The 23,286-nt window shown below is 72.2% G+C and carries 25 protein-coding genes; 16 read left to right on the top strand and 9 right to left on the bottom strand.

Features of this window, described 5'->3' with window-relative positions:
* Positions 1 to 232: sigma-70 factor domain-containing protein (locus ABD317_RS14520; RefSeq protein WP_344290404.1), on the bottom strand; the 232-nt coding region annotated here is incomplete at its 3' end.
* A gap of 132 nt (positions 233 to 364) precedes the next feature.
* Between ABD317_RS14520 and ABD317_RS14515 the strand changes: the two genes are divergently transcribed.
* Positions 365 to 1,027, top strand: a complete 663-nt coding sequence (locus ABD317_RS14515) for a TetR/AcrR family transcriptional regulator (protein ID WP_344290403.1) — start codon at positions 365 to 367, stop codon at positions 1,025 to 1,027.
* Positions 1,028 to 1,060: 33 nt separating this feature from the next.
* On the opposite strand, the gene ABD317_RS14510 is transcribed toward ABD317_RS14515, so the two are convergent.
* The 3 genes from ABD317_RS14510 to ABD317_RS14500 form a co-directional block, all read right to left on the bottom strand.
* Complete coding sequence (locus tag ABD317_RS14510) at positions 1,061 to 2,218, bottom strand: peptidoglycan recognition protein family protein (RefSeq protein WP_344290402.1); 1,158 nt, start codon at positions 2,216 to 2,218, stop codon at positions 1,061 to 1,063.
* A 152-nt stretch (positions 2,219 to 2,370) separates the two neighbouring features.
* On the bottom strand, positions 2,371 to 2,838 hold the full coding sequence (locus ABD317_RS14505) for a group II truncated hemoglobin (RefSeq protein ID WP_344290401.1): 468 nt from the start codon (positions 2,836 to 2,838) through the stop codon (positions 2,371 to 2,373).
* On the bottom strand, positions 2,835 to 3,392 hold the full coding sequence (locus ABD317_RS14500; RefSeq protein ID WP_344290400.1) for a hypothetical protein: 558 nt from the start codon (positions 3,390 to 3,392) through the stop codon (positions 2,835 to 2,837). Before ABD317_RS14500 ends, ABD317_RS14505 begins: the two co-directional genes overlap by 4 nt.
* A 160-nt stretch (positions 3,393 to 3,552) precedes the next feature.
* Here ABD317_RS14500 and ABD317_RS14495 point away from each other — a divergent pair, with 160 nt between their 5' ends.
* The 3 genes from ABD317_RS14495 (at position 3,553) to ABD317_RS14485 (ending at position 6,213) form a co-directional block, all read left to right on the top strand.
* Positions 3,553 to 3,966, top strand: coding sequence for a YciI family protein (locus ABD317_RS14495; RefSeq protein WP_344290399.1), 414 nt, complete (start codon positions 3,553 to 3,555; stop codon positions 3,964 to 3,966).
* Positions 3,963 to 5,198 carry an RNA polymerase sigma factor gene (locus tag ABD317_RS14490; protein WP_344290398.1) on the top strand — a complete coding sequence of 412 codons (1,236 nt, stop codon included), beginning with the start codon at positions 3,963 to 3,965 and terminating at the stop codon, positions 5,196 to 5,198. The genes ABD317_RS14495 and ABD317_RS14490 overlap by 4 nt, the downstream gene beginning before the upstream one ends.
* Before the next feature lie 112 nt (positions 5,199 to 5,310).
* On the top strand, positions 5,311 to 6,213 hold the full coding sequence (locus tag ABD317_RS14485; RefSeq protein WP_344290397.1) for a hypothetical protein: 903 nt from the start codon (positions 5,311 to 5,313) through the stop codon (positions 6,211 to 6,213).
* A gap of 179 nt (positions 6,214 to 6,392) precedes the next feature.
* Here the strand turns inward: ABD317_RS14485 and sodN are convergent, their stop codons facing one another.
* Positions 6,393 to 6,797 carry a superoxide dismutase, Ni gene (gene sodN, locus ABD317_RS14480; protein WP_027753961.1) on the bottom strand — a complete coding sequence of 135 codons (405 nt, stop codon included), beginning with the start codon at positions 6,795 to 6,797 and terminating at the stop codon, positions 6,393 to 6,395.
* A gap of 149 nt (positions 6,798 to 6,946) precedes the next feature.
* Between sodN and sodX the strand changes: the two genes are divergently transcribed.
* Complete coding sequence (sodX, locus tag ABD317_RS14475) at positions 6,947 to 7,381, top strand: nickel-type superoxide dismutase maturation protease (protein ID WP_027753960.1); 435 nt, start codon at positions 6,947 to 6,949, stop codon at positions 7,379 to 7,381.
* Here sodX and ABD317_RS14470 read toward each other — a convergent pair.
* Positions 7,294 to 7,890: a CGNR zinc finger domain-containing protein gene (locus ABD317_RS14470; RefSeq protein WP_344290396.1), complete on the bottom strand. Its 597-nt coding sequence runs from the start codon at positions 7,888 to 7,890 to the stop codon at positions 7,294 to 7,296. The genes sodX and ABD317_RS14470 overlap by 88 nt on opposite strands.
* A 131-nt stretch (positions 7,891 to 8,021) precedes the next feature.
* Between ABD317_RS14470 and ABD317_RS14465 the strand changes: the two genes are divergently transcribed.
* Entirely contained in the window at positions 8,022 to 8,819 is a 798-nt protein-coding gene (locus ABD317_RS14465) for a class I SAM-dependent methyltransferase (protein WP_344290407.1), read from the top strand.
* A gap of 30 nt (positions 8,820 to 8,849) precedes the next feature.
* On the opposite strand, the gene ABD317_RS14460 is transcribed toward ABD317_RS14465, so the two are convergent.
* On the bottom strand, positions 8,850 to 9,428 hold the full coding sequence (locus ABD317_RS14460; protein ID WP_344290395.1) for a TetR/AcrR family transcriptional regulator: 579 nt from the start codon (positions 9,426 to 9,428) through the stop codon (positions 8,850 to 8,852).
* A gap of 112 nt (positions 9,429 to 9,540) precedes the next feature.
* Here ABD317_RS14460 and ABD317_RS14455 point away from each other — a divergent pair, with 112 nt between their 5' ends.
* Positions 9,541 to 10,572, top strand: a complete 1,032-nt coding sequence (locus ABD317_RS14455) for an aldo/keto reductase (RefSeq protein WP_344290394.1) — start codon at positions 9,541 to 9,543, stop codon at positions 10,570 to 10,572.
* 63 nt (positions 10,573 to 10,635) lie between these two features.
* On the opposite strand, the gene ABD317_RS14450 is transcribed toward ABD317_RS14455, so the two are convergent.
* Entirely contained in the window at positions 10,636 to 11,850 is a 1,215-nt protein-coding gene (locus tag ABD317_RS14450; RefSeq protein WP_344290393.1) for an NAD(P)-dependent malic enzyme, read from the bottom strand.
* A 492-nt stretch (positions 11,851 to 12,342) separates the two neighbouring features.
* On the opposite strand from ABD317_RS14450, the gene ABD317_RS14445 reads away from it, so the two are divergent.
* From ABD317_RS14445 to ABD317_RS14430, 4 genes are all read left to right on the top strand, one after another.
* Positions 12,343 to 13,266 (top strand): transporter substrate-binding domain-containing protein, encoded by a 924-nt coding sequence (locus tag ABD317_RS14445; protein WP_027753954.1) that lies wholly within the window; start codon positions 12,343 to 12,345, stop codon positions 13,264 to 13,266.
* Positions 13,267 to 13,301: 35 nt separating this feature from the next.
* On the top strand, positions 13,302 to 14,270 hold the full coding sequence (locus ABD317_RS14440; protein ID WP_027753953.1) for an ABC transporter permease subunit: 969 nt from the start codon (positions 13,302 to 13,304) through the stop codon (positions 14,268 to 14,270).
* Positions 14,271 to 14,278: 8 nt separating this feature from the next.
* On the top strand, positions 14,279 to 15,040 hold the full coding sequence (locus ABD317_RS14435; protein ID WP_344290391.1) for an amino acid ABC transporter ATP-binding protein: 762 nt from the start codon (positions 14,279 to 14,281) through the stop codon (positions 15,038 to 15,040).
* A 247-nt stretch (positions 15,041 to 15,287) separates the two neighbouring features.
* Positions 15,288 to 16,250 (top strand): zinc-binding dehydrogenase, encoded by a 963-nt coding sequence (locus ABD317_RS14430; protein ID WP_344290390.1) that lies wholly within the window; start codon positions 15,288 to 15,290, stop codon positions 16,248 to 16,250.
* A 26-nt stretch (positions 16,251 to 16,276) separates the two neighbouring features.
* Here the strand turns inward: ABD317_RS14430 and ABD317_RS14425 are convergent, their stop codons facing one another.
* Positions 16,277 to 17,047, bottom strand: coding sequence for a ThuA domain-containing protein (locus ABD317_RS14425; protein ID WP_344290389.1), 771 nt, complete (start codon positions 17,045 to 17,047; stop codon positions 16,277 to 16,279).
* A gap of 238 nt (positions 17,048 to 17,285) precedes the next feature.
* On the opposite strand from ABD317_RS14425, the gene ABD317_RS14420 reads away from it, so the two are divergent.
* The 5 genes from ABD317_RS14420 to ABD317_RS14400 all read left to right on the top strand — a co-directional run bounded on the left by ABD317_RS14420 (position 17,286) and on the right by ABD317_RS14400 (position 23,277).
* On the top strand, positions 17,286 to 18,302 hold the full coding sequence (locus tag ABD317_RS14420; protein ID WP_344290406.1) for a LacI family DNA-binding transcriptional regulator: 1,017 nt from the start codon (positions 17,286 to 17,288) through the stop codon (positions 18,300 to 18,302).
* 149 nt (positions 18,303 to 18,451) lie between these two features.
* Positions 18,452 to 19,111, top strand: coding sequence for a ThuA domain-containing protein (locus ABD317_RS14415; protein WP_344290388.1), 660 nt, complete (start codon positions 18,452 to 18,454; stop codon positions 19,109 to 19,111).
* Positions 19,112 to 19,231: 120 nt separating this feature from the next.
* Complete coding sequence (locus ABD317_RS14410; protein WP_425582367.1) at positions 19,232 to 22,375, top strand: ThuA domain-containing protein; 3,144 nt, start codon at positions 19,232 to 19,234, stop codon at positions 22,373 to 22,375.
* A gap of 126 nt (positions 22,376 to 22,501) precedes the next feature.
* Complete coding sequence (locus ABD317_RS14405; RefSeq protein ID WP_344290387.1) at positions 22,502 to 22,711, top strand: helix-turn-helix domain-containing protein; 210 nt, start codon at positions 22,502 to 22,504, stop codon at positions 22,709 to 22,711.
* Positions 22,711 to 23,277 (top strand): Clp protease N-terminal domain-containing protein, encoded by a 567-nt coding sequence (locus ABD317_RS14400; RefSeq protein WP_344290386.1) that lies wholly within the window; start codon positions 22,711 to 22,713, stop codon positions 23,275 to 23,277. Before ABD317_RS14405 ends, ABD317_RS14400 begins: the two co-directional genes overlap by 1 nt.
* Positions 23,278 to 23,286 lie beyond the last annotated feature (9 nt).

The raw sequence follows: 23,286 nt of genomic DNA, 5'->3' as shown, positions 1-23,286 counted from the left end.
CGAGCCGGTCGCGCTCCGCGCCGTCCCGCGGCCCGGCGGACCCGGCACCCTCTGCGCCGCCGACGGCGGCCACGGCGGCCAGCCGGCTCTCGGCGAGGGCACCCTCGCCGACGAGCCGGGCCAGCTCCACCTCCTGCGCCGCGGTCAGCAGCGGGATCCGGCCGATCCGGTCCAGGTAGTCCCGCACCGCATCGGCCGAGGCACGCCCCCGCTCGGTCTGCGTCACGCTCATCCGGCCCCTCCTCCGCTCCGCCCCGGGCGATGTCCTGCCCCGCCCCGGTTCCGTCGACCTGGCCCAAATTTATGTCGAACCCAAAAACATGTCAAGAACAAATTTTGCCCCGACCTATGGCATCCTGGAGGCATGGCGAAGGAACCGACGACACCGCCCCGGCAGCCGCCGGGGCTGCGCGAGCTGAAGAAGCAGCAGACCCGGCAGGCGATCTCGGACACCGCCACGGGCCTCTTCCTCGCCCGCGGCTTCGAGGCGGTGACCATCGCCGAGATCGCCGCGGCGGCGCAGGTCGCGAAGATGACCGTCACGAACTACTTCCCGCGCAAGGAGGACCTGGCCCTCGACCTCCGCGAGGAGTTCGTCGGCTCGCTCGCCCGCACCGTCGCCGAGCGGGCCGTGGGGGAGTCGGCGCTCGCCGCGCTGCGCCGCGAGTTCCTCGCGGCGGTCGAGCGGCGGGACCCGGTGATCGGCTTCGCGGGGCCGGAGTTCACCGGAATGATCGTCGAGAGCCCCGCGCTCACCGCCCGGCTGCGGGAGTTCCACGAGCTGCGGGAGTCCGCCCTCGCCGAGCGGCTGGCCGAGGAGACCGCCGCCGCGGACGGCGACATGACGCCGCAGGCCGCCGCCGCGCAGCTCGGCGGCGCCCACCGGGTGCTCTTCGCCGAGACCGTCCGCCGGACGATGGCCGGTGAGGACACCGACAGCGCGGCCGGCGCGCTCGCGACCGCCGCCGAGCGCGTCTTCGGCTTCCTGGAGCCGTCCCTCGCCGGCTACGCGATACGGGAGAGCTGACCGCCGCGGCGGCGGACCCTGCCGAGCGCCCGCTCACACGGTCGTGAACTCCTCGCGGACGACCCCGCCGGCCGTCGCGCACCACGTCGCCACGTCCATCGCCCCCGTCGCCTGCAGCCCGTGCAGCTCCTGCATCTCGGCCACCGCCGCCGTCGTCGCCCCGTCGTACCTGCCCGTGGCCTGCTCCAGGTGCAGCTTGCGTACCAGCATCTGCTGCACCGCCAGCACCGCCTCCCCGCTGTGCCCCGTGCTCACCGGCACCGTCAGGGCCTCCCACGTGGCGTTGTCGAGCGTGCCGTCGTCGGCCGTCGGCAGCCCCATCGTGCGCTGGAAGGTGTGCACCGCCTCCAGCGTCACCGGCCCGTACACGCCGTCCGCCGCCAGCTCGTACCCGTACGCGCGCAGCAGGCGCTGCACCATCTCGACCGTGCCGCCCTTGCTGGACGTGTACGTGTCGGGCCAGGTGCGCGCGGGGATCTCGTCCGGGCTCTGGCCGAGCACCTGGGCCACCTGCCGGCGCAGCGCCGGGAACTCGCGGTAGAACAGCGCGCCCGGGCACTGGGTGTCGTTGAAGTCCCAGTGGCCGAAGATGCGGTCCGCCCCGAGGCCGTACCGGGTGCCGATCGTCACGCACAGCCGCTGCAGCGAGAACAGCAGGGCCGCCGGCGGGGTGTCGTTGACGTAGTGGCCGTCGTTCTCGATGCCGATGCCGCGGGTGTTCTCGCCGACCGCGTGCGCGCTGACGACCTGGTAGCCGCCGTCGGCCAGCGCCTCCAGGCTGCGGTGCCGGCCCTCCAGCACGTACCCGCCGCGGCTGATCGTGAAGTGCTGGCCGCTGTCGATCCAGCCGTTGCCGTCCATGTGCAGGTCCTGGATCCGGCGGGCCAGGAAGAGGGCGGCCCCGTACGAGTAGTCCGTGGTGTTCGGGAAGGCCGTGTGGTGGACGACGATCTTCGTGGTCGTGCCGGACGAGACGGAGACGCGGCCGGCGGGCGGCCGGGCGCCCCAGTCCGCGGTGCCGATGACGTACGACGGGTCGTCGGCCGTCCTGCGCAGCGCGTCGCCGCCGCCGGCGGCGGCGACGCCGTTGCCGAGGTACAGCGCGCCGCCCCCGCCGGCGGCGAGCGCGGCGCCGGCGCCGGCCTTGAGCGCGGTCCGCCGGGAGACGTGCACACGGGGCCCAGGTCGCATAACGGTCCTCTCACGGTGCGGGTTGTGGGGGGTTCGTCACGCTGCTCCGTGTACGAAAGTGCAACGGGCACCCTGTTTATCCGACCGCGTGTGCCAATGTCCAGACCACCGGGGCCCGTTGCCCCCTGCCGCGCCCGCCCGCGCTCAGCCGCTCAGCCGCCCGGCCGCCACGGCGGCGTCTGCCCCCAGTCCCACGTGGGCATCGGGCCCGCCGTGGGCGGCGGGTCGTCGCCGGAGTAGACGATCGCCATCCGCGTGCCCCACTCGATGTAGTAGGAGAACACCGCCCGGAACTCCGGGTCGGCGGGCAGCCCCGCCTCGTCGGCGCTGTCCATCAGCAGCGACACCCAGCGCCTGCGCTGCTCCTCGGTGATGTGCCGGCCGAGGTGCATGCGCGCCATGTGGTCGTGCCCGCCGTGCTCCGCGCTGTAGCGTGCGGGGCCGCCGAACACCTCGGCGAGGAACGTCGCCACGTGCGCGGGGTGCTCGTCGTCCATGTGCGCGAACACCGGCGCCAGGACGGGGTCCTTGCGCACGTGCCCGTAGAAAACCGCGGTCAGCCGCTGGAACGCCTCGTCTCCGCCGGCCCACTCGTACGGGCTCGGGGTGCCCTCGCTCATGCCCCGCCCTCCGCGTCCGCCGGCTCGCCGTCCCGGTCCGGGCCCTGCGCCCGTACGTGCCGCACGTGCGCCAGCGAGTCCCGCAGCTCCCGCAGCCAGTCGTCCGCGTGCGTCTCCACCAGCCGTACGCACCAGCCGAGCGCGTCGCTGCGGCTGCGTGCCACCCCGGCCTCGATGAGGGTGTCGAGCACCTGCCGCTGCGGCTGCCGCAGCCGGGTCATCACCGGCGCGGAGACGTTCGTGAAGACCTCCCGCCGGCCGCCGCACTCGGCGCCCCACGAGACCTTCCTGCGGTAGCGCCGCTCCGCGGCCCGCGCCACCGCCATCCGCTCCTTGCGGGTGCGCTCGCGGAACTCGGCGATGCGCCCGTCCAGCGCCGCGTCGCGCTCGGCGCCGGTCACGTCCTTCCCGAGCCCCGCGGGCTCGGGGATCGCGCCGACGACGCAGATCTCCTCCCGGTCGACCGTGACCTCGACCGGCGAGGCGTAGAGACCGTCGGGCAGCCGCCCGGTGATCCATCCTCGTAGCTCGTCCGTGTCCTGTGCTGTAATCATGTAATCGAGATTACGCCGCATTCCGTCCGGAGAGAACGGGCGGGCGCGGAGAATTCCCGCAAGAATCTTTGGCGGATGATGTCGAGAAGTGCCGGCCGGCCCCGACGTCTCCTGTGAGAGGCGCCCGCACCGGGTGCCGCGTACACGGGAAGTGGGAACCATGAAGTACCTGGTGATGATCTACGGTTCGCAGGCCGACTACGACGCCATGAACGGCAAGGGCTCCGCGGGCCACCCCGCCTGGGGCGAGAAGGACCTGCAGGCGATGTTCCAGCACATGGAGTCGGTCAACAACGACCTGGCCGAGTCCGGGGAGCTGGTCGACGGCCAGGGTCTCACCCCGCCCAAGCAGGCCATCGTCGTCACCGGCGGCGCGGACGGCGCAGCCGTCGTCTCCGACGGCCCGTTCGGCGAGACCAAGGAGGTCCTCGCGGGCTACTGGGTGCTGGACTGCGCCAGCGACGAGCGCGTCACCGAGATCGCCAAGCGCGTCTACGAGTGCCCTGTGCCGGCGGGCGCCCCGGCCTCCGACATCGTGATCCGCCCCATCCAGGAGGGGGCGCCGGACAAGTGAGCGCCCCTGTCGAGGACCTGCTGCGCCGCCACGCGCCGCAGGTCCTCGGCGCGCTCGTACGCCGGTACGGGCACTTCGACGCCGCCGAGGACGCCGTCCAGGAGGCGCTGCTGGCCGCCTCCGGCCGGTGGCCGGAGCAGGGCGTGCCGGACAACCCGCGCGGCTGGCTGATCCGCGTCGCCTCCCGCCGGCTGACGGACGAGCTGCGCAGCGAGGAGGCCCGGCGCCGCCGCGAGGAGACCGCCGCCGCGCTGACGCCCCGCGACGCCTTCCGCGCGCCGCCGCCGGGGGAGGCGCGCCACCCCGCGGAAGACGACACGCTCACCCTGCTGCTCCTGTGCTGCCACCCCGCGCTCACCCGGCCGTCCCGCATCGCGCTGACGCTGCGCGCGGTCGGCGGTCTGACAACCGCGGAGATCGCCCGCGCCTTCCTGGTGCCGGAGGCGACGATGGCGCAGCGGATCAGCCGGGCGAAGAAGACCCTGAAGGACGCGGGCGCCCGCTTCCGGCGGCCGGAGCCCGCCGAGCTGCCGGGGCGCTTCGCCGCCGCGCTGCACGTGCTGTATCTGATATTCAACGAGGGCTACACCGCCACCTCCGGCGCCGCCCTGCGCCGCGCCGACCTGGCGGCCGAGGCGATCCGCCTCGCCCGTGCCGTGCACACCCTGGCCCCGGACAGCGGCGAGGCGGCCGGGCTGCTGGCGCTGATGCTGCTCACCGACGCCCGCCGGGACGCCCGCAGCGGGCCGGGCGGCGCGCTGGTGCCGCTCGACGAGCAGGACCGCGGGCGCTGGGACCGCGCGCAGATCGAGGAGGGCGTCGCGCTGGTCAGCCGCGCGCTGACGACCGCCGCCCTCGGCCCGTACCAGGTGCAGGCCGCCATCGCCGCCGTGCACGACGAGGCGGAGCGCTCCGAGGACACCGACTGGCGGCAGATCCTCGGGTTGTACGACCTGCTGGAGCGGCTGGCGCCGAGCCCCGTCGTCAGCCTCAACCGGGCGGTGGCCGTGGCGATGGCCGACGGCCCGCGGGCCGGGCTCGACCTGCTGGCCAGCCTCGCGGACGAACCGCAGCTCGCGGAGCACCACCGCCTCGACGCCGTACGGGCCCACCTGCTGGAGCTGGCGGGGGAGACGGCGGCGGCGCGGGAGGCGTACGGACGTGCGGCGGAGCGCACGCTGAGCGTGCCCGAGCAGCGCTACCTGCAGCTGCGCGCCGCCCGGCTGCGCTGACGCGCCCCCGCCGCGGCGGCCGTCCCGGCCCGGCCGGACGGGCCGGCGGGCACACGTGTACGCGGCCCGATCGCGGCTCGGCACCCGGCCCGCCGGACGGTACATTGCGCACATGTCGATACCGCCGCCCGGGCAGCCGCCGCCGAACCCGTACCAGCAGAACAACCCCAACCCCTACGCTCAGCAGCAGCCCCAGGGCTCGGTGCCGCAGCAGTACCCGTACGCCCAGCCGACGATGCCCGCGGGCATCCCGGTCACGGGCCAGCCCCCGGGCACGCCTCCCGGCCAGCCGCCCGGCGCGCCCCCGGGGCAGCCCGCCGGCCAGCCGCCGGGCGCGCCGCCGTTCGGCACCGCGGAGAAGAAGTCCGTGCCGGGCTGGCTGTGGGGCGTCGGCGGCGTGGTCGTCGCCTCCGCGGTGTGGGCGGGCGCGCTCTTCGCGACCGGCGGGTTCGACTCCGCCGAGGAGCCCGAGGCGGTCCTCGGCTACGGGTTCGAGAAGGACCTCTGCGGGACCACCGGGCTGGAGGCGTTCGACGAGCGCTACGACACCGCCGAGAGCGCCGAGGACGCCAACGGCTGGGGCTCGCGGCAGGAGGGTCTTGACCAGAGCTTCTGCAGCTGGAACCTGACGGACCGGGAGGGCGACTCGTCCGACTACTCCAGCTCGTACCTCTCCAGCAGCGCCGTCTGGCACGAGGCGTCCGACCCCACCGGCGAGTTCGCCGCGACGTACAAGGGCTTCGAGGACCGCTCGAACGAGGACTACGAGTACCGGACCGAGCCCGTCAACGGACTGGGCGAGGAGGCGTTCCTCGTCACGGAGGACGGCGGCGGCGACAGCGGCAGCCGCTCGATGAGCCTGGCCGTACGCGACGGCTGGTTCACCTACGAGATGGACTGGAGCTACTACGGCGGCGGCACCGACTCCGCCGAGCCGCCGTCCTACGACGAGGTGGAGCGGATGCTGAAGGCGGAGACGGAGGCGGCGCTCGCCGGTCTGCGGAAGAAGCAGTGACGACGAGGCCGCGGTAGCAAGAAGTTATCAACGGGCAGGGTCCTAGCAGGGAACTGCCAGAGAAGCGGGGGAATCCGCGAATCCGCCCGGCGGCGGCCCGGACCCGCGTGCGCCCGCACCGTCACGGACGGTGCGGGCGCACCGGTGTCCACGGGGTGTCCGCGGTGGGTTCTCCGGGCTCAGCCCTGCTTGGTCTCCCAGAAGATCTTGTCGACCTGGGCGATGTAGTCCAGCGCCTTCTGGCCCGTGGCCGGGTCGGTGGACCCCTTGGCGGTGCTCAGGGCCTTGAGCGTCTCGTTGACGAGCTTGTGCAGCTCAGGGTACTTCTCGAAGTGCGGGGGCTTGAAGTAGTCGCTCCACAGCACCGAAACGTGGTGCTTGGCAAGCTCCGCGCGCTGCTCCTTGATGGTGGTGGCCCGCGCCTGGAAGTGCGGGTCGTCGTTGCTCTGCATCTTCTCCTGGATGGCCTTGACCGATTCGGCCTCGATGCGAGCCTGGGCCGGGTCGTAGACGCCGCAGGGGAGGTCGCAGTGAGCACTGACCGTCACCTTGGGGGCGAACAGGCGAGTAAACCGAGCAAACATGGGAAAGCAGCCGTCCTTCCTCGTGATCGTCTTCCAGGTGGGACATTACTCCGTGGGGAACGAAAATTCGCGAGTGCCCCGGAGGGCTTAGGTCAAAAGTCCAGTGGAAGGCTGGGCCTTGTGGACGACAGGCCGGAGGTGCATGCCCGATGCAGGGCCAGGTGAACGAGCGCAGGCACGACGCCGAGCGCCGAGGGCTCCAGCGCCTCGGCCTCGCGGAGGTCGACGGTCCGTCGATGGTGCCGACGCTGCGTCCGGGGGATCAGCTGCTCGTGCAGTACGGGTCGGCGGTGCGCCGCGGTGACGTCGCGGTGGTGCGCCATCCGTTCCAGCAGGACCTGCTGATCGTGAAGCGGGTGGTGGAGCGCCGCGACGGCGGCTGGTGGGTGCTCGGCGACAACAGGTTCGTCGAGAACGACAGCCGGGAGTTCGGCGCCGTGCCCGACGAACTGGTGGTCGCCCGCGCGCTGGTGCGGCTGCGGCCCCCCACGGGCCTTCAGCGGTCGGTGCGGTCGGTGCCGGCGGCGGTCTCCTGGGCCGTGTCGGCGGTGCGGCCGCTGGCCTGGCGCTTCCGGGCGCGGTAGGCCGCCACGTTCGCGCGGGTGGCGCAGCGGTCCGAGCAGTAGCGGCGGGAGCGGTTCGTCGAGGTGTCGAGGAACACGTTGCGGCACGGCGGCGCGGTGCACAGGCCCAGGCGGTCGACGCCGTGGTCGGTGAGGTGCACGGCCAGGCCCATGCACGCCGCGGCGGCGAAGCCCGCCCCCGAGTTCGCCGACTGCTCGGCGATGTGCAGGTGCCACTTGGGGCGCCCGTCCTCGTCCCGCAGGTCGTGCCCGCTGACCTGCGGGCTGACGGGGAAGTCGATGAGCAGGGCGTTGAGCATGTCCACCGCGCGCACCTCGTCGCCCTCGGCGGCGGCCTCGAAGACCGTCCGCAGCCGTCCGCGCACCTGGCGCAGCCGGCTGACGTCGGCGTCGGTGGCCCGCCGGGTGAGGTTGCCGCTGTCCCGGAAGAGTTCCTTGGCCGCGTCCAGCGAGGTCAGCGAGTCCGTGCCACGCTCCGGCTCCTCGGTGTTGACGAGGCGCACGGCCATATCTGAGTAATAGGCCAGTTCCACTTGCAGTCCTTACGGGCTCGACTTATGCTGACGCCGCGGGGTCGTAATGGACGACCCTGCATTGAGGGTATTACGCAGCTGACGTAGGGGAGGCAGTGATGACCGGAATGGCCGGAACGACCGAGGCCGCGACGCCCGTGGGCGCCGACTGGCAGGGCTGGCAGGCGAGCTGGGACCGGCAGCAGGAGTGGTACATGCCGGACCGCGAGGAGCGCTTCCAGGCGATGCTCGACGCGGTCGAGGCGCTCGTGGGACCCGAGCCCCGGGTGCTCGACCTGGCCTGCGGTACGGGCAGCATCAGCGCCCGGCTGCTGCGCCGGCTGCCCGGCGCGCGCACCACCGGTGTCGACCTCGACCCCGCGCTGCTCACCATCGCGCGCGGCACCTTCGCGGACGACCCGCGGGCGGAGTTCGTCACCGCCGACCTGGCCAAGCCCGACTGGACGGCGCGGCTGCCGCACGCCATGTACGACGCGGTGCTCACCTCCACGGCGCTGCACTGGCTCTTCTCCGACCAGCTCGCCGCGCTGTACGGGCAGGTGGCCGGCGTGGTCCGCGAGGGCGGCGTCTTCGTCAACGCCGACCACATGCCCGACCCGGCCACCCCGGGCATCAACGAGGCGGTGCGCAACTGGAACAAGGTGCGCCAGGACCGCGAGCAGGCCGAAGGGGTGCTGGACTGGGCGGACTGGTGGCGCGTCGTCGCCGCGGACCCGGTGCTCGGCGGCCCCGCGGCGGAGCGCTTCGCGATCTTCGGCGACCCGAACGACCCGAACGAGGGCCACGCCGACGGCGACGTCCAGCCGCCCGCCTGGCACGCGGAGACCCTGCGCGCCGCGGGCTTCGCCGAGGCCCGCACGATCTGGGCCTCGGCGCGCGACGCGGCGGTGCTGGCGCTGCGCTGAGCGGCCGCGCGGGGTTCGGCGGTCTCCGGGTCAGGCGCGGTAGCGGAGGCCGTCGACAAGCAGCTCGATCATGCGCCGCGTGTACGCGGGGTCGTCGGGGTCGATGATGCTGCTGAGTGCCTGGAGCAGGTCGTACGGCGGTATGTCGGAGCGGATGTCGCCGGCCGCGGCGGCGGCGTCCAGCAGCTGTGTCAGGGCGGGGACGAAGCGGTCCCGGAAGTACCCCGGCAGGCTCTCGTACGCGCTGTCGCCGGAGTGCAGCGCGGCCTTCAGGCCCTGCTTCGCGGCGATGAACCGCGTGAATCGGTGCAGCCACGCCCGCAGCGCCTCCAGCGGCTCGTGCTCCGCGGCCAGGGCGGGGGCCGCGTCGGCGGCGGCGTCGACCTCCTTGCGGAAGACGGCCGTGATGAGGTCCGAGCGCTGCGGGAAGTGGCGGTAGAGGGTCCCCGCCCCCACCCCGGCCTTCGCCGTGATGCGCCGTATGGGCGCGTCCACCCCCTCCGTCTCGAAGATCTCGGCCGCCGCGCCGAGCAGCGCGTCGAGGCTGCGCCGGACGTCCGGTCGCATGCGGCGGCCGGCGGCCGGCTCCTCCGTGGTGCGGTCGGACATGCGGGACCCCCTTGCAAAAACGGAACAGCGTTCCGTATTGTTGGAAACTGAACGGCGTTCCGCTTTCAGTCTAGCGGGGCGTACGACCCGCAGTCCACGCAGGAGGAGAGCCATGCAGTACCGCACGCTGGGCCGGACCGGGATCAAGGTCAGCCCCTACTGCCTGGGCGCGATGATGTTCGGCGCCATGGGCAACCCCGACCACGACGACTCCGTCCGCATCATCCACAAGGCGCTGGACGCGGGCGTCAACTTCGTCGACACCGCCGACGCCTACGGCCGCGGCGAGTCCGAGGAGATCGTCGCCAAGGCCCTCAGGGGCGGCCGGCGCGACGACGTGGTGCTCGCCACCAAGGCGCACCTGCCCATGGGCGACGACCCCAACCGGCGGGGCAGCTCCCGCCGCTGGCTGGTCCGCGCGCTGGAGGACTCGCTGCGCCGGCTCGGGACCGACCACGTCGACCTGTTCCAGGTCCACCGGCCGGACCCGGACACGGACGTCGAGGAGACCCTCTCCGCCCTCACCGACCTGGTGCGCGCGGGCAAGGTGCGGGCCATCGGCACCTCCGCGTTCCCCGCGTCCGACCTGGTCGAGGCGCAGTGGGCCGCCGAGCGGCGCGGCCTGGTGCGGTTCCGCACCGAGCAGCCGCAGTACTCGATCCTCGACCGCGTCATCGAGCGCGAGGTGCTGCCTGTCTGCGAGCGCTACGGGATCGGCACGCTGGTGTACAGCCCGCTGGCCGGCGGCATGCTCACCGGCCGCTACCGCAAGGGCCAGGAACCGGACACCCACCGCGGCAGCTACGGGTTCCGGTACCTCGGCGACGAGCGCCGGCTCGACGTCGTGGAGCGGCTGCTGCCGCTCGCCGAGAAGGCGGGCATGTCGCTGACGCACATGGCGCTGGCCTTCGTGGTCTCCCACCCCGGCGTCACGTCCGCGATCATCGGGCCGCGCACCATGGAGCAGCTCGACGACCTGCTCGCCGGCGCCGGGACGACGCTCGGCGACGACGTGCTGGACGAGATCGACGCCCTCGTGCCGCCGGGCACGGAGGTCGGCCGGCTGGACATGGCGTACGACCCGCCGGCGATCCTGCACGCCGGGATGCGGCGCAGGGCGCCGGAGGGCCGGGCCGCGGCCTGACGGCACGGCACGGCGCAGAGCGGGGCCGCCCGGCGCACTGCCGGACGGCCCCGCCGGGGGCGGCTACCGCCGCGCCACGCCGTCCGCGCTCGCCGCCGCGGCGTCCGCGCGTGTGAGGGCCGGCGCCACCCGCTCGTCGAACGGCGACGGGATCACGCACTCCGGGCTCAGCTCGCCCGCGACCACGTCCGCCAGCGCGGCCGCCGCCGCCAGCTTCATGCCCTCGGTGATCTGCGAGGCGCGCACCTGCAGCGCCCCGGCGAAGATGCCGGGGAACGCGAGCACGTTGTTGATCTGGTTCGGGTAGTCGCTGCGGCCCGTGGCGACGACCGCCGCGTACTTGTGCGCCACGTCCGGGTGGATCTCCGGGTTCGGGTTGGCCATGGCGAAGATGAACGCGCCCTCCGCCATCGTCGCCACCGCCCGCTCCGGGACCGTACCGCCGGAGACGCCGATGAAGACGTCCGCGCCCGCGAGCGCCGACTCCAGCGAGCCGGTACGCCCCTCGCGGTTCGTCAGCCCGGCCAGCTCCCGCTTGGCGTCGGTCAGGTCCTCGCGGTCCGCGGAGACGACGCCCTTGCGGTCGGCGACCACCACGTCGCCGATACCGGCCTCCACCAGGATCTTCGCGATCGCCGCGCCGGCCGCGCCGGCCCCGGAGATCACCGCGCGCAGCGCGCCGAGGGGCCGGCCGCTGAGCTTCGCGGCGTTGCGCAGGGCGGCGAGCGTGACGACGGCGGTGCCGTGCTGGTCGTCGTGGAAGACCGGGATGTCGAGGCGCTCCTGCAGCCTGCGCTCGATCTCGAAGCAGCGGGGGGCGGAGATGTCCTCCAGGTTCACCCCGCCGAACGAGGGCGCCAGCCGCACCACGGTCTCGACGATCTCGTCGACCCCGCGGCAGTCCAGTGCGACGGGGACCGCGTCCACGCCGCCGAACTGCTTGAACAGGATGGCCTTGCCCTCCATCACGGGGAGGGACGCCTCGGGGCCGATGTCGCCGAGGCCGAGGACCGCGCTGCCGTCCGTGACGACGGCGACGACCTGGGACTTCCAGGTGTAGTCGTGCACCAGTTCCGGCTGCTCGGCGATTGCGGTGCAGACCTTGGCGACGCCCGGTGTGTAGGCGAGTGACAGGTCGTCCCTGTCGTCCACCGGCACGGTCGCCTGGACGGCCATCTTTCCGCCCCGGTGCAGGGCGAAGGCCGGATCGAAGTAATCATCGTCTGGGCTGTCGGACGTATCCGTCCCGCTCGGAGGGTTGACGATCTCCGCTGCCACGTTGTTGACCCCTTAGTCGCAGTCACAAAGAGAGGAACCGCCCCTCTCGGTCGAGGGGCGGGCGGGCACGTGTCCGGCCGCCTGGCCGCGGAGTGAGCGCCATGGCCACGGTGAGGCCCGGACACCGGGCGCGCCGCACTCGCGCCCTGGGCCCCGGATTTGGGGTGTAAGTGTCCGTTGTACAGGACGCCGAGCACCCCGTGCGAGCCACTTTGCGAGAGTGAGCGAGGCCGAATCGCATAATCATGCGGAAGTTTGTATACTGCGAAAAGGTCGGGTATGGACGGGTATCCCCGTAATGTATTAACGTGACCTACGTCTCATTCCCGAACCTGTTATCGGATTTTGACCCGTCAGCGTTCCTGAGGCATCACTTCCGGATGCAAGGATGCCGTCGTCGGCAGCCGTCGACGTCCGCCCCAGGCGCACCAACTGTCGCGTCCGGGGCCGTGAACTTCTGACCCCCGTTCACCCCCGCAGGAGGACCGCGCAATGACCCCTCGCAGCACCCGGCGCACCGGAGCAGCCAAGTCACGACTGGTGGCCATCGGGGCACTCGCCGCGGCGGGGGCACTCGTGCTCTCGTCCTGCGGCGACCAGACCGACGACGGGGGCGACGGCGGCGACGGCGGCGAGACCAAGGACGCGGCGAGCACGGCGCCCGGCGCGCTGCCGAAGGCCATCGAGGACGCCGGCGTGATCAAGGTCGGCTCGGACATCGCGTACGCCCCGATGGAGTTCGACCAGGGCGGCAAGCCCGCCGGCGTGGACATCGACATCGCCAACGCGCTCGGCGAGGAGCTGGGCGTCGAGTTCCAGTTCCAGAACAACGTCTTCGACAACCTGATCCCGTCGCTGGACTCCGGCCGCTTCGACATCATCATGTCGTCGATGACCGACAACAAGGAGCGCCAGGCCGAGGTCGACTTCGTCGACTACTTCTCCGCCGGCGTCTCCATCCTCGTCCAGAAGGGCAACCCCGAGGGCATCACGTCGCTCGACGACCTGTGCGGCGAGACCGTCGCCTTCCAGCGGGGCACCGTCAGCGCGGACATCGCCAAGGCGCAGAACGAGAAGTGCGACAAGCCCATCGAGACGCTGCCCTTCACCAAGGACACCGAGGCGCTGCTGCAGGTCAAGCAGGGCCGGGCCGTCGCCGACCTGAACGACTTCCCGGTCGCCGCGTACAACGCGCGAGAGTCGGGCGGCGGCGAGGACTTCGAGGTCGTCGGCGAGCAGATCGACGCCGCCCCGTACGGCATCGCGGTCTCCAAGGACAACCCCGAGCTGCGCGACGCGCTCGCCGAGGCGCTGGACGCGATCATCGAGAACGGCGAGTACCAGAAGGTGCTGGAGAAGTGGAACGTCGAGAACGGCGGTGTCGACAAGGCCACCATCAACGGAGGCAATGAGTAACCACCGCCCGTAGCCGTTCCAGAGAGAGTCCTCCCGTGACCGACCCGACCTCACCGGGCCCGGCCGACAAGCAGCCGGCCGGGCCCGGGCCCTCGAAGTCCGGCACCGCCACCGCGGTGCCGCCCGAGGCGATCAGGGCGATCCCCGTGCGCCACCCGCTGCGCTGGGTGAGCGCCGCGGTCGTCCTCGCGCTCCTCGGGCTGCTCGTCTACGCCTTCGCCAACGCCGACATCGAGTGGGGCGACGTCCCCGAGTACCTGTTCGCCGACCGGGTGATCGAAGCCGCCGGGAAAACGCTGCTGGTCACCGTGCTCGCCATGCTGCTCGGCGTGGTCCTCGGCATCGTGCTCGCGATCATGCGGCTGTCGGACAACCCGGTGACCTCGGCCTTCGCCAACCTCTACATCTGGTTCTTCCGCGGCACCCCGGTGCTGCTGCAGCTGCTGCTCTGGTACAACCTCGGCCTGGTCTTCCAGACCCTCAACCTGGGTCCGTTCTACAAGAACGAGATGACCGACGTCATGACGCCGTTCATGGCGGCGCTGCTCGGCCTCGGCCTGAACGAGGCCGCGTACATGGCCGAGATCGTACGGGCCGGCATCCAGTCGGTCGACGAGGGCCAGACGGAGGCGTCGCACGCGCTCGGCATGAGCCAGGGCAAGACGATGCGGCGCATCGTGCTGCCCCAGGCGATGCGGGTGATCGTGCCGCCGACGGGCAACGAGTTCATCAACATGCTCAAGACCTCGTCGCTGGCGATGGTGATCCAGTACACCGAGCTGACCTTCGTGGCGACCGAGATCTCCACGACCAGGCTGAACCCGATGGAAATGTACATCGTCGTCGCGATCTGGTATCTGGCGATGACCAGCGTGTTCAGCGTGATCCAGTACTACATCGAGCGGCACTACGCCAAGGGCTCCGTACGCCAGCTGCCGCCGACACCGTGGCAGAAGATCCGGCGCAGTGTCTTCTCCGGGCCGCGCCTGATGGGAACGAGGTGAGCGGCGCCATGACGGCAATGGTCAAGGCCGAGGGCGTACACAAGTCCTTCGGGCCCACCCACGTCCTCAAGGGCGTCGACCTGGAGGTCGCGCCGCGCGAGGTCTTCTGCGTCGTCGGCCCCTCGGGCTCCGGCAAGTCCACCTTCCTGCGGTGCATCAACCACCTGGAGAAGATCAACGCCGGCCGGCTCTACGTCGACGGCCACCTCGTCGGCTACCGGCAGCACGGCAACAAGCTCCACGAGCTGAAGGACAAGGAGGTCGCCGCCCAGCGCAGGGACATCGGCATGGTGTTCCAGCGCTTCAACCTCTTCCCGCACATGACCGCGCTGGAGAACGTCATGGAGGCGCCGGTCCAGGTCAAGCGGGAGTCCAAGGCCACGGCCCGGGAGCGCGCGATGCGGCTGCTGGACCGGGTGGGCCTCGCGGACAAGGCGGGCGGCTACCCGACGCAGCTCTCCGGCGGCCAGCAGCAGCGCGTCGCCATCGCGCGGGCGCTGGCGATGGAGCCCAAGCTGATGCTCTTCGACGAGCCCACGTCGGCGCTCGACCCGGAGCTGGTCGGCGAGGTGCTGGACGTGATGCGCGACCTCGCGGAGTCGGGCATGACGATGCTCGTCGTCACGCACGAGATGGGGTTCGCGCGGGAGGTCGGAGACGCGCTGGTGTTCATGGACGACGGCGCGGTCGTGGAGTCGGGGCACCCGCGCGACGTACTGACGAACCCGCAGCACCAGCGGACGAAGACCTTCCTGTCGAAGGTGCTGTGACGCTGCGCTCTGCGCGGCGGGTGCGTCGGTGGGGAGTCTGGGCGGTGGTGCCGGGAAGCGGAGGGGGCGGTTTTCCGGCCGGGCTCTCCCGCGGCTCCGGTGCCGCGCCGGAGGCGGGTGCGCGGACGAAGACCTTCCTGTCGAAGGTGCTCTGACGGGCGGCCCGCGGCCGTCCGGAGGGTGAGAAAGCTCGCTTGCCGGGGCGGGGGCTGGTACGGCCCCCGCCCCGCGGCGTAACTTCATGGTCATGTACGCCGCCTACGCCGCCCGCATCGACCGCGACGAGCCGCTGAACGGCCTGGAGTTGGGGGAGCGGCCGGCGCCGCAGGCCCCGCCCGGATGGGCCGTCGTCGACGTCAGAGCCGCCTCCCTCAACCACCACGACCTGTGGTCGCTGCGCGGCGTCGGACTCGGCGAGGACGCCCTGCCGATGATCCTCGGCTGCGACGCGGCCGGCGTCGACGCCGACGGCAACGAGGTCGTGCTCCACTCCGTCATCGGCCAGACCGGCCACGGGGTGGGCCCGGACGAGCCGCGGTCGCTGCTGACCGAGCGGTACCACGGCACGTTCGCGGAGCAGGTCGCCGTCCCGGCCTGGAACGTCCTGCCCAAGCCGAAGGAGCTGACCTTCGAGGAGGCCGCCTGCCTGCCGACGGCCTGGCTCACCGCGTACCGCATGCTCTTCACCCACGCGGGCGTCCGCCCGGGCGACTCCGTCCTGGTCCAGGGCGCGGGCGGCGGCGTCGCCACCGCCGCGATCGTCCTCGGCGCGGCGGCCGGGCTGCGGATGTACGCCACGAGCCGCGACGAGGGGAAGCGCAGGCGCGCCGAGGACCTCGGCGCCGAGGCCGCGGTGGAGCCGGGCACGCGGCTCCCGCGCCGGGTCGACGCGGTGCTGGAGACGGTGGGCGCGGCGACCTGGTCCCACTCCGTGAAGTCGCTGAGCCCCGGCGGCACGCTGGTGATCTCCGGTGCGACCAGCGGGCCGAACCCGCCGGCGGGGGAGCTGCAGCGGATCTTCTTCCTGGAGCTGAAGGTCGTCGGCTCGACGATGGGGAGCAAGGAGGAGCTGGCCGGCCTGCTGAACTTCTGCGCGGCGAAGGGCGTACGGCCGGTGATCGACACGGTGCTGCCGCTGGACCGGGCGCCGGAGGGGTTCGCGAAGATGGCCGGCGGCGACCTCTTCGGCAAGGTGGTCCTGACGCCCTGACGCCCTGACGCCCTGACGCCCGCCCCTCACGGCTGCTCGTCGCCGCCGGCGGCCCACCAGCCGGTGTCGCTGTGCTCCAGCCGGGGCTTGGCGCCGCCGCCGCGCGGGGCGGCCCAGCGGACGGCGTTGGCGATGACACGGCGTACATCCGGGTGGTGGTACACGGGATAGTCCTGGTCACCGGGGCCGAAGTAGAAGATCCTGCCGTGCCCGCGCCGGAAGGTGCAGCCGCTGCGGAAGACCTCGCCGCCGCTGAAGGAGCTGATGAAGACCAGCTCGTCGGGCACGGGGATGTCGAAGAACTCCCCGTACATCTCCTGCTGCTCGATCACGATCGGATGCGGCACCCCGGCGGCGATGGGGTGGGCCGGGTCGACCGTCCAGACCAGCTCGCGCTCGCCCACGCTGCGCCAGCGCAGGGTGCAGGTGGTGCCCATCAGCCGGGTGAAGATCTTCGACCAGTGGGCGGAGTGCAGCGCGATCAGGCCCATGCCGGCGAGCACCCGCCGGCGTACCCGCTCGACCACCTCGTCGGAGACCTCCCGGTGGGCCAGGTGCCCCCACCAGGTGAGCACATCCGTCTCCGCGAGCACCTCCTCGGTCAGCCCGTGCTCGGGCTCCGCCAGCGTCGCCGTGCGCAGCACGGCCGCCTCGCCCAGGTGTTCCGCGATCCCCTGGGCGACGGCACCGTGCATGCCGTCCGGGTACCGCTCGGCGACGCCGGCGTCCCGCTGCTCGTGGAGGCCTTCGCCCCAGACGGTGACGCGCAGGGCGGTCGGTGGCTTCGGCGACGGCATGGCATCTCCCTCGTGCCTGCACGAACAGGCAGAAAACTTTCGAAGCGGCGGTACGGAAGCTAGGCGGGCCCGTCCCGGACCGTCAACATCCCTGGCAGGAGCGGACCCGTGGCCGGAGTGGGGGGGAGTCGAGTAGGGTGCGGATGGCAGGGCGGACGAGAAAAAGTACCGTGCTGGGCACCGGAGTGTTCCGAAAGTTTGTCGGCAGGGCAGTGAAGGGATCGTGACCCGTACCAGGATGCCGCGACCCACGCTCGCGCAGATCGCCGAGACGGCCGGCGTGTCGGTCTCCACCGTCTCCAAGGTCCTCAACGGCCGGGACGACGTGTCGCGCGACACCCGCGCCAAGGTCGACTCCGCCCTGCGCGAGCACCGGTACCGGCGCCGCGGCGCCTCCCTGCACGAACCCGACGTGCGCTCCGTCGACCTCGTGATGAACGGCCTCGACGGGTCCTGGCCGGCGAGCGTCGCGAGCGGTCTTGAGGCGGCCGCGTACGAGGCCGGCGTGCACGTGGTGATCTCCGTGGCCCGGCAGGGCGCCACCGCGAACAACCACGCCGCGCAGGACTGGGTGGACCGCGTGCTGGAGCGGGACGGCGCGGGCGTCGTGCTCGGCCTCATCGAGCCCGCCCCCGACCAGCTCGCCCGGCTGCGGCAGGCGCAGGTCCCCATCGTCGTCATCGACCCGCTCAGCGACCCGCCGCCCGACGTGATCTCGGTGGGCACGACCAACTGGGCCGGCGCCTACGAGGCGACCACCCACCTGCTCGACCGCGGGCACCGGCGCATCGCGCTGGTGACCGGCCCCCCGCACCACCTCTACGCCCGCGCGCGCACCGCCGGCTACCGCTCCGCCATGGCGGCGGCCGGCGTGGAGGTGCTGCCCGAGCTGATCAGGCACGGGTCGTACGACCGGGCGAGCGGCGCGGAGCAGGTGCGGACGCTCTTCGCGGCGCCGGAGCCGCCGACCGCGCTGTTCATCTGCTCCGACCACATGGCCATCGGCGGGTACGAGGCCCTCGCCGAGGCGGGGCTGCGGGTGCCTGCGGACGTCAGCATCGTCGGCTTCGACGACCTGCCCGAGGCGCGCTGGGTCGCGCCGGCGCTGACGACGGTGCGCCAGCCTCTCAAGGACATGGGCGGCAGCGCGTTGCGCACGCTGCTGCGGCTGATGAACGGCGACGAGCTGGAGAGCCCCCGCGTCGAGCTGGCGACGACCCTGGTCGTACGCGACAGCACCGCCGTCCGCCGCTGACCCGCCCCGCGCGGCCTCCCGCCCCGGTCCCGAAAACTTCTTCGTATCGCCCGTGCGCGACGCCTTGACGGCCGCCACGGGCGGTTTCTATTGTCCGTGCGTACGACAAAGGTTGCGAAATTTTTTTAGTGGGGGAGGGTGAGCGGCTCATGACCTCCGAACGGCGGCGGGCTCTGGTGGTGCGCGGCGGCTGCGACGGCAGCCGTCCGGTGCAGACGACGAACCTGTTCCTTCCGTTCCTCCGCGAGCACGGCTTCGAGGTCCTGGTCGAGGATTCGCTGGAGGTCTACGAGGACGACGACCTGCTGCTGGCGACCGACCTGATCGTCCAGTGCTGGCGGCAGGGCGACATCACCTTCGGGGAGACCGCCGGGCTGATCGCGGCCGTCCGGGCGGGGACGGGCTTCGCCGGCTGGCACGGCGGCGTCGTCGACGCCTTCCGCGACGACCTCGACTACCAGCTGATGACCGGCGGGAAGTTCGTCATGCACCCGCCGGACCCCGGTCCGCACCGCGTCCACCTGGCGCCCGACCACGCCGACCACCCGGTCATCGCCGGACTGGACGACTTCGACGTGGACACCGACCTGTGCTGGACCCTGAACGACCCCCTGAACAACGTCCTCGCGACCGTCACCGTCGACCCCGACGACACGCGGCACCGGCCGGCCGCCATCCCCGCGGTATGGACCAGAACCTGGGGCAAGGGACGCGTCTTCGTCTCCACCGTCGGCCGCGACCCGCACGACTTCACGAGCCCGTACGTGCGCACCCTCACCGAACGGGGCCTGCTCTGGGCAAGCCGCTGACGGCGGCACCGCCCCGGCGGCCCCGGCTCCTCGCGCCCGCGGCGTCCTCCGCTGCCGTCCCCCCCCCCCCCGGGGAGGGCCGACGCCACCGGACGTACACACCCACCCCCCATAGGAGAGATTCAGGTGCAGAAGAGAAGAGCCGGCGGGGCCATCGCCCTGGTCGCCGGCCTCTTGGCGGCCTCCGTCAACTGGCTGGGCGCGACGGCCAGTCAGGCCAGCGAAGGCCGGGACCAAGCGGCGGCGGCCGAGTTCCAGCAGGTCACCCTCGCCAAGGGGGTGGCCGACACGGGCGAGCCGATGTCGCTCGCCGTGCTCCCGGACCGCTCCGTGCTGCACACGTCGCGAAACGGCGAACTGCGGCTGACGGACGCCGACGGCACCACCACCGTCGCGGGCAGGCTCGACGTCTACAGCCACGACGAGGAGGGCCTGCAGGGCGTCGGGGTCGACCCCGGCTTCGAGCAGAACCGCTTCATCTACCTGTACTACGCCCCGCCGCTCGACACCCCGGCCGGCGACGCGCCGGAGACGGGAACCGCCGCCGACTTCGCACCCTTCGAGGGCGTCAACCGCCTCTCCCGCTTCCGGCTGGCCGAGAACGGCACGCTGGACAAGGGCAGCGAGAAGACGATCCTCGACGTGGAGACCTCGCGCGGTCAGTGCTGCCACGTCGGCGGCGACATCGACTTCGACGACGAGGGCAACCTGTACCTGTCCACCGGCGACGACACCAACCCCTTCCGGTCCGACGGCTACACCCCGATCGACGAGCGCACCGACCGCAACCCCGCCTTCGACGCCCAGCGCTCCGCGGGCAGCACCGACGACCTGCGCGGCAAGATCCTGCGGATCAAGGTCAACGCCGACGGCTCGTACGACATCCCCGAGGGCAACCTCTTCGCGCCCGGGACCGCGAAGACCAGGCCCGAGATCTACGCCATGGGCTTCCGCAACCCGTTCCGCATCAACGTCGACAAGGGCACCGGCACCGTCTACGTCGGCGACTACGGCCCCGACGCCGGCGGAGCGGACCCCGCCCGGGGCCCCGGGGGCCAGGTGGAGTTCGCCCGCGTCACCGGGGCGGGCAACTTCGGCTGGCCGTACTGCGTCGGCGACAACGACCCGTACACCGACTACGACTTCGCCTCCGGCGCCTCCGGCCAGCCCTTCGACTGCGCCGCCCCCGTCAACGACTCGCCGCACAACACCGGGCTCACCGAGCTGCCGGCGGCCCAGCCCGCGTGGATACCGTACGACGGCGGCTCGCTGCCGGAGTTCGGCGAGGGCTCGGAGTCGCCGATGGGCGGGCCGGTCTACCGCGAAGCGGAGGCCGACCCGGAGTCGGCGGTGAAGTTCCCGGCGGAGTTCGAGGGCGACTTCTTCGCCGGCGAGTTCGGCCGCCGGTGGATCAAGCGGATCGAGCAGGGCGACGACGGCACCGTGCAGTCCATCAACGACTTCCCGTGGTCGGGCACCCAGGTGATGGACATGGCCTTCGGCCCCGACGGCGCGCTGTACGTGCTGGACTACGGCACCGGCTGGGGCAGCGGCGACGCCAACTCCGCCCTGTACCGGATCGAGCACATCAGCGGCGGCCGCTCGCCGATCGCCGTGGCGTCGGCCGACGTCACCTCCGGGCAGGCGCCGCTCGCGGTCCAGTTCTCCGCCGCGGGCACCTCGGACCCCGACAGCACCGACCTCACGTACAGCTGGGACTTCGGCGACGGCGCCACCTCCGACGAGCCGAACCCCGCGCACACCTATGAGGAGAACGGCGCCTACGACGCCACGCTCACCGTCACCGACCCCGGTGGGCTGACCGGCACCGCCAACGTGAAGGTCACCGTGGGCAACACCGCGCCGGTGGTGACGCTGGACCTGCCGCGGGACGGGCAGTTGTTCTCCTTCGGCGACGCCGTCCCGTTCGAGGTCACGGTCACCGACGCGGAGGACCCCGCGATCGACTGCTCCCGGGTGGAGGTCACCTACGCCGTCGGGCACGACTCGCACGCCCACGACATCACCTCGGAGAACGGCTGCTCGGGCACCATCCAGACCACCACCGACGGCGAGCACGACCCCCACGCCAACCTGTTCGGCAGCTTCACCGCCGAGTACACGGACGGCGGAAGCGGCGACCTGGGCCCGCTGACCGGCATGGACAACGCCCTCACGCAGCCCCGGCACCGGCAGGCCGAGCACTACACCGACTCCCAGGGGGTCGGGCTCTACGACAAGGCCCCCGCCCACGGCGGCAGGACCGTGGGCGACATCCACAACGGCGACTGGATCGCCTTCGAGCCGTACGTCCTGTCCGACGCCGCCAGGCTCACCGCCCGCGTCTCCTCCGCCGGCGCCGGCGGCACCCTGGAGGTCCGCGCCGGCGCCCCCGACGGCAGGCTCCTCGGCTCCGCCGAGGTACCGGTGACCGGCGACTGGGAGACCTTCGAGGACGTCACGGCGGACCTGTCCGGTGCCCCGGCGGGCACCACCAAGCTCCACCTGGTCTTCACCGGCACCGACGGTCAGTTCCTCTTCGACGTCGACGACTTCACGTTCACGACCGGCGCCCCGGGCCAGGACGAGGAGAACGTCCTCGTCTTCTCCAAGACCGCCGGCTTCCGGCACGACTCCATCCCCGAGGGCATCACCGCCATCGAGGAACTGGGGGCCGAGAACGGCTTCGCCGTCGACGCCACCGAGGACGGCGGCGCGTTCACCGCGGAGAACCTGGAGAAGTACGAGGCCGTCGTCTTCCTCTCCACCACCGGCGACGTCCTCGACGCCGACCAGCAGAAGGCGTTCGAGGACTACGTCGCCGCCGGCGGCGGCTACGTCGGCGTCCACTCCGCGGCCGACAGCGAGTACGACTGGGAGTTCTACGGCGGCCTGGTGGGCGCCTACTTCGAGGGCCACCCCGCGATCCAGGAGGCGACCGTCGAGGTCGAGGACCGGCACCACCCCGCCACCGAGCACCTGGGCAGGGAGTGGGTGCGTACCGACGAGTGGTACAACTACCGCACCAACCCGCGTGAGCAGGCCCACGTCCTCGCCACCCTCAACGAGTCCAGCTACTCGGGCGGCACCATGGGCGAGGACCACCCCATCGCCTGGTGCCAGAGCTACGAGGGCGGCCGGGCGTTCTACACCGGCGGGGGGCACACCAAGGAGTCGTACAGCGAACCCGACTTCCGCACCCACCTGCTCGGCGGCATCCGGTACGCCACTGGCGCGGTCGAGGGCGACTGCGGCGAGGAGTAGCAAGGTCGGGGAAGTGCCGTGAAGGCCGTGGGCGGAGGGCTGCCGTGCCCTCCGCCCACGGGCGCGTTCCGTGCGGGTTCGTCAACCACGATTGACAAGCGGTCGATGTCAACGTAGGTTGACGGCATGAGTGATGCAACCGAGCTTGCCGAGCGGGCCGGGGGCGCCGATCCCCGGGAGGGGCTCCGGGCCGTCGCCGCGCTGCGGCGGCTGCTGGAGCAGCTGGAGGCCGTGCAGGTGCGCAGCGCGCGCCAGCAGGGCTGGTCGTGGCAGGAGGTCGCGGCCGAGCTGGGGGTCAGCCGGCAGGCGGTACACAAGAAGTACGGGAGGCGCTGATGTTCGAACGGTTCACCAAGGCGGCCAAGGACCTCGTCCGCGGGGCAGCCGAACGCGCGGAACGGGCCGGCGACCCGTACATCACCACCGAGCACCTGCTCCGGCAGCTCCTCACCGCATCCGGAACCCCCGGGGCCGTCGTGCTCGCCGCGGCCGGCATCGACAGCGAGGAGCGGCGCGGCGCCGTCGAGCGGGACCTGAACGAGGCGCGGCGGCGGGGCGGGCTCACCAGGTCCGACGCCGAGGCCCTCGCCGGGATCGGCATCGACGTCGCCGAGGTCGTCGACCGCGTCGAATCCGCCCACGGCCGCGGGGCCCTGGCCAGGCCGCGGTCGTGGTGGAAGGGCCGTACGCGCTTCGACGGGGACGCCAAGAACGTGCTGGAGCACTCCCTCAGGGTGGCCACGGGGCGTGGCGACAAGGCCATCGGCGACGAGCACATCCTGCTCGCCCTCACCGCGGCCCGCGGCATCCCGGCCGAGGTCCTGGCCGACCACGGCGCGACGTACGCCGCCGTCGAGGCGGCGCTGCCGGCGGTGCAGCGGGCGGCGGTCGCCTCGGGGTAGAAGACGTGG

It is taken from the genome of Streptomyces synnematoformans (assembly GCF_039531005.1).
In the GTDB taxonomy this organism is placed as follows: domain Bacteria; phylum Actinomycetota; class Actinomycetes; order Streptomycetales; family Streptomycetaceae; genus Streptomyces; species Streptomyces synnematoformans.
Note: the sequence above shows the minus strand (reverse complement) of the source record. Positions and strands in the feature narration are given on the sequence as shown.